The sequence below is a fragment of the Paracoccus versutus genome (genome assembly GCF_000763885.1).
Classification (GTDB): Bacteria; Pseudomonadota; Alphaproteobacteria; order Rhodobacterales; family Rhodobacteraceae; genus Paracoccus; species Paracoccus versutus.
In genome coordinates, this window is record NZ_JRKO01000079.1 from 1 (window position 1) to 17490 (window position 17490).

General features: G+C 70.7%; 16 protein-coding genes. 6 read left to right on the plus strand and 10 right to left on the minus strand.

Translation table 11 applies throughout. The features are described 5' to 3' along the window. Positions 1-173 precede the first annotated feature (173 nt). Positions 174-4031 (minus strand): non-ribosomal peptide synthetase, encoded by a 3858-nt coding sequence (locus IT40_RS23695; RefSeq protein WP_052096261.1) that lies wholly within the window; start codon positions 4029-4031, stop codon positions 174-176. 173 nt (positions 4032-4204) lie between these two features. On the opposite strand from IT40_RS23695, the gene IT40_RS23700 reads away from it, so the two are divergent. After that, entirely contained in the window at positions 4205-4753 is a 549-nt protein-coding gene (locus IT40_RS23700) for a cytochrome b (RefSeq protein WP_240540283.1), read from the plus strand. A 253-nt stretch (positions 4754-5006) separates the two neighbouring features. Beyond that, positions 5007-5339 (plus strand): DUF2794 domain-containing protein, encoded by a 333-nt coding sequence (locus IT40_RS23705; RefSeq protein WP_036760319.1) that lies wholly within the window; start codon positions 5007-5009, stop codon positions 5337-5339. A gap of 24 nt (positions 5340-5363) precedes the next feature. Here the strand turns inward: IT40_RS23705 and IT40_RS23710 are convergent, their stop codons facing one another. Further along, positions 5364-6203, minus strand: coding sequence for an AraC family transcriptional regulator (locus IT40_RS23710; RefSeq protein ID WP_036760307.1), 840 nt, complete (start codon positions 6201-6203; stop codon positions 5364-5366). Between the two features lie 67 nt (positions 6204-6270). Here IT40_RS23710 and IT40_RS23715 point away from each other — a divergent pair, with 67 nt between their 5' ends. Next, positions 6271-7638 carry an SLC13 family permease gene (locus IT40_RS23715; RefSeq protein ID WP_036760308.1) on the plus strand — a complete coding sequence of 456 codons (1368 nt, stop codon included), beginning with the start codon at positions 6271-6273 and terminating at the stop codon, positions 7636-7638. 11 nt (positions 7639-7649) lie between these two features. Here the strand turns inward: IT40_RS23715 and IT40_RS23720 are convergent, their stop codons facing one another. From IT40_RS23720 to cobA, 6 genes are all read right to left on the minus strand, one after another. After that, the gene (locus IT40_RS23720) at positions 7650-8588 is read right to left on the minus strand and encodes a DMT family transporter (RefSeq protein WP_052096262.1); all 939 of its coding nucleotides are present in this window, start codon (positions 8586-8588) and stop codon (positions 7650-7652) included. A gap of 99 nt (positions 8589-8687) precedes the next feature. Further along, positions 8688-9485 carry a crotonase/enoyl-CoA hydratase family protein gene (locus IT40_RS23725; RefSeq protein WP_052096263.1) on the minus strand — a complete coding sequence of 266 codons (798 nt, stop codon included), beginning with the start codon at positions 9483-9485 and terminating at the stop codon, positions 8688-8690. 3 nt (positions 9486-9488) lie between these two features. Continuing rightward, positions 9489-10421: an AEC family transporter gene (locus IT40_RS23730; RefSeq protein WP_036760310.1), complete on the minus strand. Its 933-nt coding sequence runs from the start codon at positions 10419-10421 to the stop codon at positions 9489-9491. Beyond that, on the minus strand, positions 10421-10669 hold the full coding sequence (locus IT40_RS23735) for a sulfurtransferase TusA family protein (protein ID WP_036760311.1): 249 nt from the start codon (positions 10667-10669) through the stop codon (positions 10421-10423). Before IT40_RS23735 ends, IT40_RS23730 begins: the two co-directional genes overlap by 1 nt. Continuing rightward, the gene (locus tag IT40_RS23740) at positions 10666-11181 is read right to left on the minus strand and encodes a DUF2478 domain-containing protein (RefSeq protein WP_036760312.1); all 516 of its coding nucleotides are present in this window, start codon (positions 11179-11181) and stop codon (positions 10666-10668) included. The genes IT40_RS23735 and IT40_RS23740 overlap by 4 nt, the downstream gene beginning before the upstream one ends. 80 nt (positions 11182-11261) lie before the next feature. Next, positions 11262-11996 carry a uroporphyrinogen-III C-methyltransferase gene (gene cobA / locus IT40_RS23745; protein WP_036760323.1) on the minus strand — a complete coding sequence of 245 codons (735 nt, stop codon included), beginning with the start codon at positions 11994-11996 and terminating at the stop codon, positions 11262-11264. Positions 11997-12098: 102 nt separating this feature from the next. Between cobA and IT40_RS23750 the strand changes: the two genes are divergently transcribed. From IT40_RS23750 to plsY, 3 genes are read left to right on the plus strand one after another with little or no spacing between them, the layout of a single operon-like run. Beyond that, the gene (locus tag IT40_RS23750; RefSeq protein ID WP_036760313.1) at positions 12099-13058 is read left to right on the plus strand and encodes an aspartate carbamoyltransferase catalytic subunit; all 960 of its coding nucleotides are present in this window, start codon (positions 12099-12101) and stop codon (positions 13056-13058) included. Next, positions 13055-14326 carry a dihydroorotase gene (pyrC, locus tag IT40_RS23755; protein ID WP_036760314.1) on the plus strand — a complete coding sequence of 424 codons (1272 nt, stop codon included), beginning with the start codon at positions 13055-13057 and terminating at the stop codon, positions 14324-14326. Before IT40_RS23750 ends, pyrC begins: the two co-directional genes overlap by 4 nt. Further along, a complete protein-coding gene (gene plsY, locus IT40_RS23760; protein ID WP_036760315.1) occupies positions 14323-14907 on the plus strand; it encodes a glycerol-3-phosphate 1-O-acyltransferase PlsY in 585 nt (194 codons plus the stop codon). The genes pyrC and plsY overlap by 4 nt, the downstream gene beginning before the upstream one ends. Positions 14908-14993: 86 nt before the next feature. On the opposite strand, the gene IT40_RS23765 is transcribed toward plsY, so the two are convergent. Together IT40_RS23765 and IT40_RS23770 are read right to left on the minus strand one after the other, a co-directional pair. Further along, positions 14994-15869, minus strand: a complete 876-nt coding sequence (locus tag IT40_RS23765) for a 3-hydroxybutyryl-CoA dehydrogenase (RefSeq protein ID WP_036760325.1) — start codon at positions 15867-15869, stop codon at positions 14994-14996. A 656-nt stretch (positions 15870-16525) separates the two neighbouring features. Further along, positions 16526-17452 (minus strand): electron transfer flavoprotein subunit alpha/FixB family protein, encoded by a 927-nt coding sequence (locus tag IT40_RS23770; protein WP_036760316.1) that lies wholly within the window; start codon positions 17450-17452, stop codon positions 16526-16528. Positions 17453-17490 lie beyond the last annotated feature (38 nt).

Sequence of the window (17490 nt, forward strand, 5' to 3'; positions counted from 1 at the left end):
TCCCCGCCCCCGGCCATGGCTGTGCCGGGACCGGATGCGGCTGACATCCTGCTGGGCCTGGGCGGGCTGATCGGTGGGCTGGTCTGCGGCCTCATCGCGCTGGCCCTGGCCGGTCCGCAGCCGCCGCCGGCCCGCGCGCCGCCCAAGGGCGCGACCGGGACGGCGCCGGCCGGTCAGCCCCCGCCCAGCCTTTTGACCAGATCGGGCGCGATCAGGGCCGTGGCCTCGGCCGAGGTCATCTCGGCATGCAGGAAGGGCAGGTCGATCACCTCCAGCCCCTCGGCATAGGGCTCCCACATCCGGGGCGTCAGCGCCCGGTCCTTGTGGTCGCGGGCGGCGCGGAAATGCGTGATCGTGCCGGCAAGGCGGCGATGATGATGGCCGCGGATCAGCCGGTTGGTGCCCGTCACCGTGCGCACCACCCCGTCCAGCACCTGCGCGGGCAGCGCCCCCAGCGCGCTGTCGCCCCGGCGCAGGAAGGCCACCACCGCCTCGCGCGTGTCCAGCTCGCGATGCGCCTCGGGGTCGTAGCCGGCGATGGCCAGCAGCGCGCGCAGGGCGGCGACGGGGTCCGGCTCGGGCTCGTCGCGCCAGGCGTCGCAGGGATAGCTGTCCAGCATGGCGACCAGGCCGGGCTCGCGGCCCATTGCGGACAGGATCACGGCGATTTCCTGCGCCAGGATGCCGCCGACCGACCAGCCGGCCAGATGGACCTTGCCCCGCGGCGCCAGCGCGGCGATGCGCTGCGCATAATCCCGCGCCAGTTCGGCCAGGCTTTCCGGCATCGCCACCGCCGGGTCCAGGCCCGGATGTTGCAGCCCCCAGACCCGCCGCGCCGGCGCGATGCGCCGCGCCAGCCCGCGATAGCCCCAGGCAAGGCCGCCGGCCGGATGGATCAGGAACAGCGGCGCGGCCTGCGCATCGCCCTCGGCCAGCAGGATCAGCGGGCCCAGCCCGTCGTCATGGGGCGCCTGGGCATCCAGAGCCGCCGCCAGCACTGCCAGGACCGGATGCTCGAAGATCGTGCCCAGGCCGGGGTCGCGGCCGGTTTCGGCCTCCAGCGCCTGCGCCAGCCGCACCGCGGAAAGCGAATCGCCCCCGAGCGCAAAGAAATCCGCCTCGGCCGGGGCGGGTTCGGGCAGGTGCAGGATCTCGGCGAAAAGCCGGGCCAGCAACTGTTCGGTCGCGGTTTCCGCCGCGCGGCCCGAGACGGCGAATTCCGGCGCGGGCAGCGCCTTGCGGTCGAGCTTGCCGTTCGACGTGACCGGCAGCGCCTTGAGCGCCACCTCGGCCGAGGGGATCATGTAGGCGGGCAGCCCGGCCGCCAGCCGCTCGGCCAAAAGGCCCGGCCGCCAATCCGCCGTCGGCACCAGATAGGCGACGAGGCGCTTTTCGCCGGCATGATCCTCGCGCGCGATGACCACGCATTCGCGGGCCAGGCCAGATGCCATGATCGCCGCCTCGATCTCGCCCAGCTCGACCCGCAGCCCGCGGATCTTGACCTGGTGGTCCGAGCGGCCGAGATAGACCACCGCCCCGTCCGGCCGCAGCCGGGCCAGGTCGCCGGTGGCGTAAAGCCGCCCCTGGGGCGCGTCGATGAACCGTTCCGCGGTCAGGTCGGGCCGGCCCAGATAGCCGCGCGCCAGCTGCACGCCGCCCAGGTAAAGATGCCCGGCCAGGCCCGGCGGCACCGGGCGCATGCGGTCGTCCAGCACCTCCAGCGCCGTGTTCCAGACCGGCCAGCCGATCGGGATCGGGTTCGCGCGATCCTCAGGTCCGGCGGGCCAGTAGCTCACGTCCACCGCCGCCTCGGTCGGGCCATAGAGGTTGTGCAGCTCGGCCGTGATCCGGGTGTGGAAGCGGTCGCGCTGGTCCGCCGTCAGCTCTTCGCCCGAGCAGAACACCCGACGCATCGCCAGCCCCTGCGAGGCGGGCGAGGCCAGGAAGGCGGACAGCATCGACGGCACGAAATGACAGGTGGTGATGGCGCGTTCGCGGATCAGGCGGGCGATGGCGGCAGGGTCGCGATGCGCGCCGGGCGGGGCCATGACCAGCTCGGCCCCGGCCATCATCGGCAGGAAGAATTCCCAGACCGAGACGTCGAAGGTCGCCGGGGTCTTTTGCAGGATGCGGTCCTGGGCCGTGACGCCGTAATGCGCCTGCATCCACATCAGGCGGTTGACGATGGCGCGATGCTCGACGGCGACGCCCTTGGGCTCGCCGGTCGAGCCCGAGGTGAAGATGACATAGGCCAGGTCGCCCGGCTGCGGCCCCCCCGTGGGGCGACCCTCGGCCGGCCAGTCGTCCGGCAGCAGCAGCTCGGTGCCGGCAGGGAACAGCCCGGCCAGGTCCGCCGTGGCCAGCACCGCCACAGGCCGGGCCTGCGCCAGGATGCGGGCGATGCGCTCGGGCGGATGGGCGGGGTCCAGGGGCAGATAGGCCGCGCCGGCGCGCAGGATCGCCAGCAGCGCGACGGGCAGCTCCAGCGACCGCTCCAGTGCCACCGCGACGATGCGGTCGGGTCCGGCGCCAAGGTCTTGCAGCCGTGCGGCCAGGGCGGCGCTGCGGCGGTCGAGATCGGCAAAGCTCAGGCTCTCGGCGCCAAAGCTGACGGCCGGGGCCTTGGGCGTGGCGGCAAGCTGCGCCTCGATCAGCGCGGTCAGGGTGGTGTCGGGCAGGGGATGGCGCGTCGCCTGGGCGCGCGCCTTCGCCGCGGCGATCTCGGCCGGGCTGGCGGTCGGCACTTCGGCCAGGGTTTCGGCCGCAAGCGCGGCCTCCAGGAAGGCGACCAGCCGGTCGCCATGGCCGCGCACCTCGTCGGGCGCATAAAGCGCGGGGTTCGCGTCCACCTCGAAGATCATGCCCGAGGCCGGATCGCCGCGGAAGGTCAGCGTCAGGTCGTCGACCGCGCCCGCCCCCAGGATATGCAGCCGGGTTTGCAGCCCCGGAAATTCCGGTGCCTTGTCAAAGGGCTGCACGTTCACCAGCGGACCATAGAGCCGCCTGGTGCCGCCGACCAGACCCAGTTCGCGGCGCAGAAGCTCGCTGCGGTAAAGGCCGCGGCGGCGGCCCTGTGCCATGCGTTTCGACTGCGCGGCCAGCCATTCGGGCAGGGGCGCGTCCTCGTCCAGCCGCAGCCGGTGCGGCAGCACGTTCATCGCCATGCAGGGCAGCTGCGCGATCTTGCGGCCCATCCGCGCCATGAAGGGCAGGCCGATCACCGCCTCGCCCCCGGTCCAGCGCGCCAGGTAGGCGCCGGTCAGCGCATTCAGCACATCGGGCCAGCCCAGCCGGTGCCGGGCGGCATAGCCCGCCAGCCGGTCCAGCAGCGCCTGCGGCAGCAGGCGGGAATCGCGCAGGAATTCGGCCCCGCTGACCGCGCGGCCCGGTGCTAGCCCCGCGACCTCGGGCAGGCCGGCCAGTTCCGCGTGCCACCAGTCGCGGTCGGCCAGCCGGCGGGGCGAGGCGCGCCAGGCCGCGTCCTCTTCGGTCGCCAGCGACAGCGGGCCAAAGGGCTCGGGCGCCGGCGCCCCGGCCACCAGCGCGGCGTAATGCGCGGCGATGCGGTTCGTCACCAGCACCATGCCATAGCCGTCGATGGCCAGGTGGTGGATGCGTTCGTAAAGCAGATGCCGCTCGGGGCCCAGGACGAACAGCGTCAGCGCCCCGGCCGGCGCGCGGCCCAGGTCCAGCGGGCGCCGGCTGTCGGCGCGCATCTGCGCCAGGGCCTGCGCCTCGGCATCGGGCTGGGCCGAGAGATCGGCAAAGCCCAGCATCGGCGGCAGGCCGACCCATTGCCGCGGCCCCTGGGGCCCGGCGGCGAAGCGCAGCGCCAGGGCCGGGGTCTCGGCGATGGTGCGCTGCACGGCCTGGGCCAGCGCGTCGCGGTCCAGCGGGCCGGTCAGTTCCAGATATTGCCCGGTGTTCAGGATCGGGTTGCCGGGGTCCAGCGCCTGGACATACCACAGCCCCTCCTGCGCCTCGGTCAAGGGACAGCCGGTCTCGGTCGGGATGTCGTGATGCGTATCCATGTCAGGCGCGCCGCGGCCGGAACGGGGAAATTCGCATGAAAAAGGAAGAGCTGACAACCATGTTACCCCAGGCACCGGATTGCGGGCCTTGCCCGTCTGCGGTCATGGCCATAATGTCACTAAGGAATTTAGTCAACTTTGCACCCGGTACCATGCCCCCCAGATCCTTGCCCTTGCGCGATACCGAGCAGCTCTATGGCCAGGTGACGCGCCTGCTGCATTGGAGCATTGCCGCGCTGATGCTGTGGCAGTTCCTCGGCATGGGGCTGCGGGCGGCTTTGGGCCGCACGCCGCTGGTGTCCTTTTTCGTCGGCTCGCACCAGCCGGTGGGCACGGTGCTGTTCCTGCTGATCGTCCTGCGGGTGGTCTGGGCCGTGGCGAACCGCGGCCGCCGGCCGGATCACGGCCCCGGCCTTTGGGGGCTGGCGGCGCGGCTGGGCCATCTGGCGCTGTATCTGGTCATGGTCCTGGTGCCGGTCGCGGCCCTGCTGCGCGCCTATGGCGGCGAGCGGGCCTTTGCCCCCTTCGGCTTCCAGATCTTCCCGGCCCAGCAGCCGCCGGTCGGCTGGATGGTCGGCCTGGGCGAGGCGCTGCATGGCGAGATGGCCTGGCTGCTTCTGGCGCTGATCGCGGGCCATGTCGTCATGGTCGGCGTGCACGAGGGCATGTGGCGCGACGGCACGCTGGCGCGCATGGCCGGGCGCCGGCGGGCGGGCCTTTAGCAGGCTGCGGAAAAGGATTTTGAGAGGGCGACGCAGCGGAAATCGTTCTGGATCCAGCTGATATCGGCCCGAAAATGGGGTGTTTTCGGCAAAGTTGAGGCGGATTTCCCGGTTCCCCGCCCGCGCTGTCCTGTCGAAAGGACTTTTTTCAGCAGCCTGTTAGGCCACAATCGCGGGCAGATCGGCAAGGGGCGGCGTGGGACCGCCCTTTTTCGTTGCTTGCGCGCCGGGGCGGTGTCACCATTCCTTCATGATGAATGCGCCCTTCGGTTTCCCGTCCGAGCATGATCGCGTGGCCTTCGACCGGGCCGAACTGGGCGTCATCCTGTCCCTTTACGGCCGGATGGTCGCGGCGGGCGAGTGGCGCGACTATGCCATGTCCTTCCTGCGCGACATGGCAGTCTTTTCGATCTTTCGCCGCGCGGCCGAGCATCCGCTCTATCGCATCGAAAAGCGTCCCCGGCTGCGCCAGGCGCAGGGACAATATGCGGTGATCGGCATGGACGGGCGCATCCTCAAGCGCGGGCACGACCTGCCCACGGTGCTGCGCGTGCTGGAACGAAAGCTGATCCGCCCGGTGGACTGATCGGCGCGGCCGCTGGGCGGGCAGTCAGGCTTGCGCGCCCTCCGGCGGGGGGCTGGCGCGGTTGCGCAGGTAGCTTTGCGGCGGGACGCCGAAATGGCTGCGAAAGGCCGCGACGAAGGCGCTGGCGCTGCGATAGCCCAGCGAATGGGCGATGGTGGTGCTGCTTTCGCCGCGCTCCAGCCGGCCGACGGCGGCCAGCAGCCGCACCCGGCTGCGCCAGTCGCGAAAGGACAGCCCCGTCTCGGCCCGGAACAGCCGTTCCAGGGTGCGAGGGCTGGCCCCGGCCTCGGCCGCCAGCAGCGGCAGCGGCCGCGGGTCCGAGGGATGGCGCCCCAGATGCGCCGTCAGCCGCCGCAGCCGCGGATCCTGCCCGCCCGGCAGGTCGAGCGGCGCGGGCGCCGCCGCCGCGATCTCGTCCAGCGCCACCGCGCCCAGCCGGGCCAGGCGACCGGCGTCCCCTTCGGCCGCCATGCGCAGGATCACCTCGCGCAGCAGGGCCGAGATCGGCAGCACCTCGCAGCCCCTCCCCTCGGGCCGCACCGGGCAGGAGGGATCGACGTAAAGGTTGCGCGTCCGCGCCCCGGTGCCGGGACGCGAGACCACGCGCATCTCGTGCCGGGTGCTGCCGGGGATCCAGATGCCGAAGCCGGGCGGCACCAGCCAGACCCCGTCCTCGGCGCCAAGCCGCAACAGCCCCTCGGCCGCCCACAAAAGCTGGCCGCGCGGATGGGCATGGGGGGCGACATGCGCGCCCGCCGCCAGGTCGCGCCCATGCGCCAGCACCGGGCGCGCGGGATCGAGGACAAAGGCGGTGCCGCTGGGGTCGAAGCGCAGGATTGGCGGATCATCGACATCTTTTGTCATGATGGCGAACTTACGCAGGGGGCCGGCTTCTGTCTAGGCTGCGCCGTTCCCCTGTTCAGGCGCCGCCATGAAGCTTTCCACCCGTCCCCTTGTCTTTCTTGCCAGCCTGGTCCTGGCCGTCCTGCTGGCCGTCGGGCCGGTGCCGCAGCCGCTGGGCCGCAATGCCGCCGTGGTGCTGGTCACGCTGGCCTTGTGGAGCACCGGGCTGGTGCCGCCCTTCCTGACCTCGCTGATCTTCTTTGCCGCGGTGCTGATCCCCGGCCTTGCACCACCCGAGCTGGTCTTTGCCGGCTTCGGCTCGGCCGCGGTCTGGCTGATCGTGTCGGGATTCGTGATCGGGGCGGCGATCACCGGCTCGGGGCTGGGCGGGCGGATCGCCGGGGTGCTGGCGCCGCTGGCGGGCGGCAGCTACCTGCGGCTGGTGGCGGTGATGACGCTGGCGGCGATGGCGCTGGGTTTCGTCATGCCCTCGTCGGTCGGGCGGGCGGTGGTGCTGGTGCCGGTCGGCATGGCGCTGGCGGAACGGCTGGGGCTGCACAAGGGCTCGAACGGGCGCATCGGGCTGGCGGTGGCGCTGACCCTGGCCTGCAACATGCCCAGCTTTGCCATCCTGCCCTCGAACATTCCCAACATGATCCTGGCCGGCGCGGCCGAGGGGCAGCACGGCGTCACCTTCGGCTACATGTCCTATCTGCTGCTGCATTACCCGGTGCTGGGGATCGCGAAATCGGCGCTGACCGTGGCGCTGATCGTCGCGCTGTTCCCCGACCGGATCGAGGCCGGCAGCGCCGAGGCCACCCCGCGGGCCCCGCTTTCGCCGCAGGAGCGGAGGGTGGCGCTGATCCTGGCCGCCACGCTGGCCCTGTGGATGACGGACCGGCTGCACGGCGTCGGCCCGGCCTGGATCGGGATCGCCACCGCGGCGCTGCTCTTGATGCCGGGGCTGGGCGCGGTGCCGCCCAAGCAGTTCAACGCCTCGGTCGATTTCGGCATGGTGCTGTTCGTCGCCGGGGCGCTGGCCTTGGGGGCGGTGGTCAATGCCTCGGGGCTGGGCAGCGTGCTGGGCGGGGTCTTGCAGGACTGGCTGCCGCTGCACCAGGGCGCGAGCTTCGTCAACTTCCTGTCGCTGACCTCGATGTCGGGGCTGATGGGGCTGGTCACGACCAATCCCGGCGTGCCCACCGTGCTGACGCCCATGGCACCGGACCTGGCCGCCGCGACGGGGCTGTCGCTCAAGGCGGTGCTGATGACCCAGGTGGTCGGCTTTGCCACGGTGATCTTTCCCTATCAGGTCGGGCCGCTGGTGCTGGCCATGCAGCTTTCAGGCGAGAAGCTGGGCCATGTCCTGCGCATCACCGTGCCGCTGGCGGTGCTGACCTTCCTGGTGCTGATGCCGCTGGACTGGCTGTGGTGGCGCCTGCTGGGCTGGCTGTAATCGGGGCGGGTTCAGCCGGCCCGCCTGCGCCGGGCAGCGGCCCGCCACGGCCGCCCGTCGATCGCCGCCAGCCCCAGGCCGATCAGCGCCATGCCGGCGAAATGGCGCGCTTGCAGGGCTTCGCCCAGAAACAGCGTGCCCAGCAGGATGGCGCTGACCGGGATCAGGAACGTCACCAGCAGCAGGTTGGTCGCCCCCGCCGTGGCGAGGATGCGGAAATACAGCACATAGGCCAGGGCCGTCGAAATCCCCGCCACGCCCAGCAGCGCCAGGACGGCCGCCGGGCTGGGCGCCGCCAGCGTCCATGGCCGGTCGACGGCCGCCGCCAGCGGCAGCAGGACCAGGCTGGACGCGATCACCTGCCCGGCGGCGGCGGTCATCGGGGCAATGCCCATCGCGCGGAACCTGCGCCCATGGATGCCGGCCAGGGCATAGGACAGCGCCCCGGCCAGGCAGGCAAGCTGCGCCGCGACCTGCGTGCCGAAGGCGTGCGGGGCATCGGCGCCGATCAGCGCCGCCACGCCGGCAAAGCCGACCAGCACCCCGGCCAGCTTGCCGCCGCTCATGCGTTCGTCGCGGGTCAGGACATGGGCGAGGATCACGGTGAAAAGCGGCGTCGCGGCGTTCAGGATCGAGGCCACGCCCGAGGCGACGTGCTGCTGCCCCCAGACGATCAGCGAAAACGGGATGGCGTTGTTCAGCAGCCCCATGCCCAGGAAGGCCGTCCAGGCTGCGCGGCCGCGCGGCATCCGCTCGCCCCGCAGGCGCAGGACGGCCAGCAGGATCAGCGCGGCCAGCGCCACCCGTGCGGCGACCACGGTCAGCACCGGCAATTCCCGCACTGCGACGGCGTTGAAAAAGAACGACCCGCCCCAGACCGCGGCCAGGGCCAGCAGCAGGCCCCATTCCACGGGCGTCATCGGGCGGTTGGCGGCGGGCGGTGCGGGCATGGGTTTCCTTCCTTCCGGCCCCTTCGGCCGGTTTCGGAAAGCCATGGCGCCGTCACCGCCCGGCCGCGATCCGTTTCTTGCGGCTGAAACCCCGCGGGATCAGCCTTCCTCGCCCGGCTTGATCTTTTGCGCCGTGCCCTGGGCAAAGCTGTCCAGCCGGCCGCGCGCCGCGTCCTGGGTGTTGACGATGCCGGCGACCATGGCCTCGGCATAGGCTGCGTCCAGCCCGGACATGTTCTGCATGTGCGAGATGGCCGAGCAGGCGGCGAAATTCGACAAGGGCGTGTTCTGCGCCACCCGGCGGGCGAGGTCGTAGGCCATGGCCTCGCTGTCTGTCACGCGGTATTGCGCCAGCCCGACCTGCACCGCCTCGTCCCCGGAATAGAGCCGGCCGGTCAGCATCATGTCCACCATGCGCGCCTGCCCGATCAGCCGCGGCACGCGGATGGTGGCGCCGCCGCCGGTGAACAACCCGCGCTGCCCCTCGGGCAGGCCGAAATAGGTGGTCTCGTCCATCACCCGGATATGGACCGAGGAGGCCAGCTCCAGCCCGCCGCCGACCACCGCGCCCCTGAGCGCGGCGATGACCGGCACGCCGCCATATTCGATCTTGTTGAAGGCCTCGTGCCAGCGCAGGCAGATGCGCATGAACTCGGCTGGGCTGCGGTCTTCGCGCCCATGTTCGACCAGGTCCAGCCCGGCGCAGAAATGCGGCCCCTCGGCGCGCAGCACCATCGCGCGGGCGCCCCAGGCGGGCAGGGCGGAAAACACCGCGACCAGCTCCTCGATGGTCTCGGCGTTCAGCGCGTTGCGCTTGGCGGCGCGGTTCAGGGTGACGGTGGCGATGCCGTCCCCGTCCATGGCGCAAAGCAGGTTGTTCAGCCGCAGATCCTGCATGGTCTAGCCTTTCGTGATCCAGTGAATGACGACGGGAACCGTGGCGATGCTGGCCGCGGTCGAGATCAGGATGGCGGCCGAGACGCGCTGGACCGCGGTGCCGAAATATTGCGCGAGGATATAGACGTTGCCTGCCACCGGCAGCGCCGCGGCGGCGATCATCACCCCCGCCGCATAGGGCTCGACCCCGAAGACCGCTAGCGCGGCGATGCCCACCGCCAGGGGATGCAGCACCAGCTTGGCGAAGCTGAGCCAGGCCGCCGGGCCCATGCGCTCGGCCGCACCACGGCCGGCCAGGCTGGCGCCGATGGCGAAAAGCGCCCCCGGCGTGGCCGAGGCGCCCAAGAGCGCCAGGAACTCGTCCAGTGGCCCCGGCATCGGCAGGTGCAGCCCGGCCCAGGCCAGCCCCGCCAGCATCGAGACGATCATCGGGTTCGAGACGATGCCGCGCAGCAAGGGCCACAGCGTCGAAAGCCGCACCCGCCCCTGCCTTGCCGCGGTGACGATCAGGGTGATCAGCGTCGAGAACACCACCATGTCGATGGTCAACACCATCAGCACCGGGCCGATGGCGCGCTCGCCCAGCAGCACGACCAGCATCGGCACGCCCAGAAAGCCGGTATTGCCGGTCATCGCCGTATGCGCCTCCATCGCCGCGGCGACGAGCGGCTGGCGCCGCCAGCGCGCCACGGCAAACCCCAGCGCCCAAAGCGCGGCCGAGCCGGACAGATAGGCCAGCACGAAGGCAGGGTCGAAGAGGCTTGCCACGTCCAGCGTCGCGGCAAAGCGGAACAGCATGGCCGACAGCGCGAAGTAGAAGACGAATTTCGTCAGCCAGCCGGTCGCCTCGGCCGGGAAGAAGCGGGTGCGCCCGGCCAGCCAGCCCGTGCCGATGACCAGAAAGAACGGCAGGGTCTTCAGGAAGATCGCCAGCATCAGTCCGCGGCGATGGCGCAGGCGGGGCCGCGCTCGACGATATATTCGGTCTCGCCGGGGGCGAGTTCACGCCGGGCGATCAGCCGGTGGCCGGATTCGGCGCAGAAATGCGGCACGTCGATCACCGCGGCGGGATCGGTGGCCAGCAGCGAGACCCGCGTGCCCCTGGGCAGCGCCATCAGCCGCTTGCGCAGCCGCAGCACCGGCAGCGGGCACAGAAGGCCGCGCGCGTCGATCTGCACGGTCATGCGGCGGAATCCGCCAGCCGGGCGCGGCACCAGTCGTCGATCTGGTCCGGCCGCAACTCTTCGGCCAGGTCGCCGGCGAAGTCGCGAAAGCCCGGCAGCTGTTCGTCGGGCACATGCACCAGCACCGGGATGCCCGCGGCCAAGGCGCGGGCGATGGTGTCGCGAAAGCCGCGGCCGAAGCATTCCTGCTTGCCGAACTTGTTGACGATCATCAGCTCGGCCCCGCGGTCCAGCACCGATTCGGTGCGGGCGACGGCCTGGGCCAGCGCACCGCTATCCAGCCGGCAGGCCTGCGAGCCCATGCCCAGCGACTGGGTGATGCGCACCAGCGGGCCGTCGTCGCCCAGGATGCGCAGGTCCATGTCGCAATCGCAGCCGGGGCTGATTTCGGTATTGATCTGCACCGCGCCGGCCAGCCGCATCCCGGCCGCGGCCAGCCGTTCGGCCGTGGCGGTCAGCAGCCGGTCGCCGGCGCCCGGCGTCTGGTCCTGGATGGTGACGAAACCCAGCATGGCGGTCCCTCTTTCAGCGGCCAGAATAGCTCTTGGCGGCGCGGGTGCAATATTGGGTATTTGGGCAACGGAGAAGGGCCTTAGTTCCCCTCGGCCAAGGGGCCGTAGAGGATCAGCGCCGGATGCGGGCTGGGGCCTTCGGTTGCCAGTTGCTCGGCAAGGGCCGCCACGGTCGTGCGGACCAGGCGCTGGTGCGGATGGCCCACCGCCTCGGCCAGCAGGGCCGGGGTGTCCGCGGGCAGGCCGTTTTCGACCAGCAGCGCGGCCATCTTCGGGAAGGTGCGCTGGCCCATGAAGACGACGGTGGTGGCGCGCGGATCGGCCAGGGCGGCCCAGTTCTGGTCCTCGGGCAGGCCGCCGGTCACGTCGGCGCCGGTGACGAATTGCAGCCGGCGCGCGGTCTGGCGGCGGGTCAGCGGCAGGCCGGCCACGGCGGCCGCGGCCATGGCCGAGGGCACGCCCGGCACGATCTGGAACGGGATGCCGTGGCTGCGCAGCGCCGCCAGTTCCTCTTCCAGCCGGCCGAAGATGCCCGAATCGCCGGATTTCAGCCGCACCACATGCTTGCCCGCCTGCGCATGTTCGACCAGCAGGGCGTTGACATGTTCCTGCTTGGCCGACGGGCGGCCGGCGCGCTTGCCGACCGGGATGCGCTCGGCCTGCGGGCCGGCCTGCTCCAGCACCGGCCCCGAGGCGAGGTCGTCGTAAAGCACCACGTCCGCCTGGGCCAGCAGCCGCGCGGCGCGCAGGGTCAGGAGCTCGGGGTCGCCCGGACCCGAGGAGACGAAGCTGACAAGGCCGATCTGTTCACGCATGTTTTCGCGATGCGGCAAAATCCGCGCCAAGGCAAGGGGCTGCTTGCCGCCCGGCCCGCCATTTGCCATAGAAGGCGCGACCGCGACCTTGGGGACCAAGCCATGTTCCGTGCCCGCCACCTTCTGGGGATCGAGCCGCTCGCCCCCCCCGAGATCACCACGCTTCTCGACCTTGCCGAGACCTATGTCGACCTGAACCGCCGCACGGTGAAGCATTCCGATGCGCTGGCGGGGATGACGCAGATCAACATGTTCTTCGAGGCCTCGACCCGCACGCAATCCAGCTTCGAGCTGGCCGGCAAGCGGCTGGGCGCCGACGTGATGAACATGGCGGTGGCCTTGTCCAGCGTGAAGAAGGGCGAGACGCTGATCGACACCGCCCTGACGCTGAACGCCATGCATCCCGACCTGCTGGTGGTGCGCCATCCGCAATCGGGCGCGGTGGACCTGCTGGCGCAGAAGGTGAATTGCGCGGTGCTGAACGCCGGCGACGGGCGGCACGAGCATCCGACCCAGGCGCTGCTGGACGCGCTGACCATCCGCCGCGCCAAGGGCCGGCTGCACCGGCTGACCGTGGCGATCTGCGGCGACATCGCCCATAGCCGGGTGGCGCGCTCGAACCTGATCCTGCTGGGCAAGATGGAGAACCGGCTGCGGCTGGTCGGCCCGGCGACGCTGATGCCCTCGGGCGCGCGGGACTGGGGCTGCGAGGTCCACGAGGACATGCGCGAGGGGCTGAAGGGCGCCGATGTGGTGATGATGCTGCGCCTGCAAAAGGAGCGGATGGACGGCGGCTTCATCCCTTCGGAACGGGAATATTACCACCGCTGGGGCCTGGATGCCGAAAAGCTGGCCTTGGCGGCGCCCGATGCCATCGTCATGCATCCCGGCCCGATGAACCGCGGGGTCGAGATCGACGGCACCATCGCCGACGATATCAACCGCTCGGTGATCCAGGACCAGGTCGAGATGGGCGTCGCGGTGCGCATGGCGGCGATGGACCTTCTGGCGCGCAACCTGCGCGCCGAGCGCGGCGCCAAGGCGGCGGAGATGATGGCATGATCCTGCACTTCCACAATGCCCGCCTGGTCGACCCCGAGGCGCAATCGGTCGGCGAGGGCTCGCTGACCGTTCGCGACGGCCGGATCGAGGCCCTGGGCGCCGATGCCCCGCAGGGCGCCGAGCTGATCGACTGCGGCGGCAGGTGCCTTGCCCCCGGCTTGATCGACTGGGGCGTCAAGATCGGCGAGCCGGGCGAGCGGCACAAGGAAAGCTTCCGCAGCGCCGGCCGGGCGGCGGCCGCGGGCGGCGTGACCACGGTGATCGCCCGCCCCGACACGCTGCCGCCGATCGACGCGCCGGAATCGCTGGAATTCGCCACCCGCCGCGCCGCCGACGCGCCAGTGAACATCCGCCACATGGCGGCGCTGACCCGCGCCCGCGAGGGGCGCGAGATGGTCGAGATGGGCTTTCTGCAGGATGCGGGCGCCGTCGCCTTCACCGACGGGGTGCGGGTGGTCGCGGACACGCGGCTCCTGTCGCGCTGCATGACCTATGCCCGCGGCCTCGGCGCGCTGATCGTCGGCCATCCGCAGGATCCGGGCCTGTCGAAGGGCGCCGCGGCGACCGGCGGCAAGTTCGCCTCGCTCTACGGCCTGCCCGCGGTCTCGCCCATGGCCGAGGTGATGGGGCTGGACCGCGACCTGGCGCTGGTGGCGATGACCGGCGCCCGCTATCACGCCGACCAGATCACCGTCGCGGCCAGCCTGCCGGCGCTGCGGCGCGCGCGCGAAGGCGGGCTGGACGTCAGTGCCGGCATCTCGATCCACCACCTGACGCTCAACGAATACGACGTGGGCGGCTACCGCACCTTCTTTCGCTTCACCCCGCCCCTGCGTGCCGAGGACGACCGGCTGGCCATGGTCGAGGCGGTGGCCGAGGGGCTGATCGACGTGGTCGCCAGCTTCCACACGCCGCAGGACGAGGAAAGCAAGCGCCTGCCCTTTGCCGAGGCGGCGCCGGGCGCGGTGGGGCTGCAGACGCTGCTGCCGGCGGCGATGCGGCTCTATCACCAGGGCGGGCTGAGCCTGCCGCAGCTGTGGCGGGCGATGTCGCTCAATCCGGCGCGGCGGCTGGGCCTGCCGGGCGGGCGGCTCGCGGCGGGCGCGCCGGCCGACCTGGTGCTGTTCGACCCGGACGCGCCCTTCGTGCTCGACCGCTTCACGCTGCTGTCCAAGTCGAAGAACACCCCCTTCGACGGGGCGCGGATGGAGGGCAGGGTGCTGGGCACCTGGGTCGCCGGCCGCCGCGTCTTCGGAGAGGACGCATGAGCCTGATCCTCTGGGCCGTCATCGGCTACCTGCTGGGCTCGGTGCCCTTCGGCATCGTCATCACCCGCGCGCTGGGGCTGGGCGACCTGCGCCGGATCGGCTCGGGCAATATCGGCGCGACCAATGTGCTGCGCACCGGCAACAAGCCGGCGGCGCTGGCCACGCTGCTCCTGGACAGCGGCAAGGGCGCGATCGCCGTGCTGCTGGCGCGCTGGCTGGCCGGTCCCGACGCGGCGCTGGTCGCGGGTGCTGCGGCCTTCCTGGGCCATCTGTTCCCGGTCTGGCTGGGCTTTCGCGGCGGCAAGGGCGTCGCCACCTTCCTCGGCACGCTGCTGGCGCTGGACTGGCGGCTGGGCCTCGCGGCCTGCGGCATCTGGCTGCTGACGGCGCTGGCCGGCCGGATCTCGTCGCTCTCGGCGCTGGTCGCGGCGGCGCTGACGCCCTTCGTTGCCCTGGGGCTGGACGGGACGCGCATGGCGGCGGTGACGGCTTTCATGGCGGTGCTGATCTTCATCCGCCACCATGCCAACATCGCCCGCATCCTTGCCGGAACCGAGCCCAGGATCGGCCGGAAACCCTGAATTTCTTCCGTGTGGAAATATCCTGGGGGAACGCCTCATGCGCCCCATCAAGGGGCGCCTGAGGCGTGGGGGCAAAGCCCCCGATCTCAGCGCGTCGGCACCGGCTCCTCGCCGGAATAATCGTAGAAGCCGCGCCCGGTCTTGCGGCCCAGCCAGCCCGCCTCGACATATTTCACCAGAAGCGGGCAGGGCCGGTATTTCGTATCCGCCAGCCCCTCGTGCAGCACGTTCATGATCGCAAGGCAGGTGTCCAGCCCGATGAAATCCGCCAGTTCCAGCGGCCCCATCGGATGATTGGCCCCCAGCTTCATCGACTGGTCGATGGATTTGACCGAGCCCACGCCCTCGTAGAGCGTATAGACCGCCTCGTTGATCATCGGCATCAGGATGCGGTTGACGATGAAGGCCGGGAAATCCTCGGCGCTGGCCGAGGTCTTGCCGATCTTCTCGACCACCTCGACCAGGGCCTTGTAGGTCTCTTCGTTGGTGGCGATGCCGCGGATCAACTCGACCAGCTGCATGACCGGCACCGGGTTCATGAAGTGGAAGCCCATGAAGCGCTCGGGGCGGTCTGTGCGGCTGGCCAGCCGCGTGATCGAGATCGACGAGGTGTTCGAGGTCAGGATGGTCTCGGGTTTCAGATGCGGCAGCAGGTCCTCGAAGATCGCCTGCTTGACGGTCTCGCGCTCGGTCGCGGCCTCGATGATCAGGTCGGTCTTGCCCAGATCGGCCAGGGTCATGGTGGTGGCGATGCGCCGCATCGCCGCGGCCTTGTCCTCGGCCGAGACCTTGCCGCGGCTGACCTGGCGTTCCAGGTTGTGGTCGATCTGGGCCAGGGCCTTGTCCAGCGCCTCGCGCGAGATGTCGGTCATCAGCACGTCATAGCCCGCCAGCGCAAAGACATGCGCGATGCCGTTGCCCATCTGCCCGGCGCCGATCACGCCCACCGATTGAATCGCCATGAACCTCATCCTTTCGTCGGTCAGGCCGGACGATAGGCGCAAGCAGGCCGGACGTTCAATGCAAAAACCGCCGGGCCGCGCGGCTGCGCGGCTTTCCAGCCTTGCCGCGAGGATGGGCGCCGCGACTCGCACCTGATCCCAAGGATGGCGGCGGGTTGAGCGAGAATTTCATGTTACCCTTCCTGCCTGCCTGGCGGCTTGAACAGGAAAAAGGCAGCGCCTGGCCGGATGCCTGGGCCCGGCGGGGCCTTCGCAAGGATGCTCATACGCCCGGCACGGGTTGCCCGGATGAAACCGAGGGTGTTCTTTCGGGCGCTCATCCCTTGCCGGGGGTTGCCGGGGGCTGCGTCGCCGCTTTGGTGCCCTGGCCTGCGGGCATCTTTTGGTCTTGGCAAGACGAGCGATCAGCCGGGATCTTGCTGAAGCGTCGGATCCCGGTTCATCACGGCAAGCGGCGTTCCCGTGGTCGCCGAGCAGCGCATGGAAGAACGAGCGGGCCGTCGCCATTGTCGCTCTGCTTCCAGAGCAACGGGAGTACTTCGGATGCAGCGCATTCTTCGCGGGGTGGGTCGGGGGGCTCTGCCCCCCGCGCCCCAGCGGCCCCTCGATGGGGCCGCTGGGGCGCTCCCCCCGGAGTATTTGCGGAACAGAGAAGTTCAGAGCTTCCCGGTCAATTCCGGGACGACGCTGAACAGGTCTCCGACCAGGCCATAGTCGGCGATCTGGAAGATCGGCGCCTCCTCGTCCTTGTTGATCGCAACGATCACCTTGCTGTCCTTCATCCCCGCAAGGTGCTGGATCGCCCCCGAGATGCCCACCGCCACGTAAAGCTCGGGCGCCACCACCTTGCCGGTCTGGCCCACCTGCCAGTCGTTCGGCGCATAGCCCGAGTCGACCGCCGCGCGCGAGGCGCCCACCGCGGCGCCGAGCTTGTCGGCAAGCGCCTCGATGATGGCAAAACTCTCCTTCGAGCCCAGGCCGCGGCCGCCCGAAACCACCCGCTTGGCCGAGGTCAGCTCGGGGCGGTCGCTCTCGGCAACCTCGTCGGCAACCCAGGCCGACAGGCCCGGATCGGCGGCGGCGGCGGTCTCCGCCACGCTGGCCGAACCGCCGATCCCCGCCGCCTCGAAGCTCGCGGTGCGGATGGTGAAGACCTTCCTGGCGTCCTTCGAGCGCACCACCTGGATGGCGTTGCCGGCATAGATCGGCCGCTCGAACGTATCCGCGTCGATCACCGCCGAGACGTCCGACAGCACCATCACGTCCAGAAGCGCCGCCACCCGCGGCATCACGTTCTTGGCATCCGTCGTCGCCGGCGCGGCGATGTGGTCGTAATCGCCGGCAAGGCCCACGATCAGCGCCGCCGTCGGCTCGGCCAGGCGGTGGCCGTAGAGCGGGGCTTCCGCCACCAGCACCTTGGCGACGCCGGCGATCTTCGCCGCCTCCTCGGCGGCCGCTTTCGCCGAGGCGCCGGCGCAGAGCACCGTCACCTCGCCCAAGGACCCGACCGCGCCCACCGCCTTCGCCGTCGCGTCGCGGTTCAGCACCCCGTTCGTCACTTCCCCAAGCAGCAGAACAGCCATCAGATCACCCCCGCTTCCTTCAACTTGCCGACCAGCTC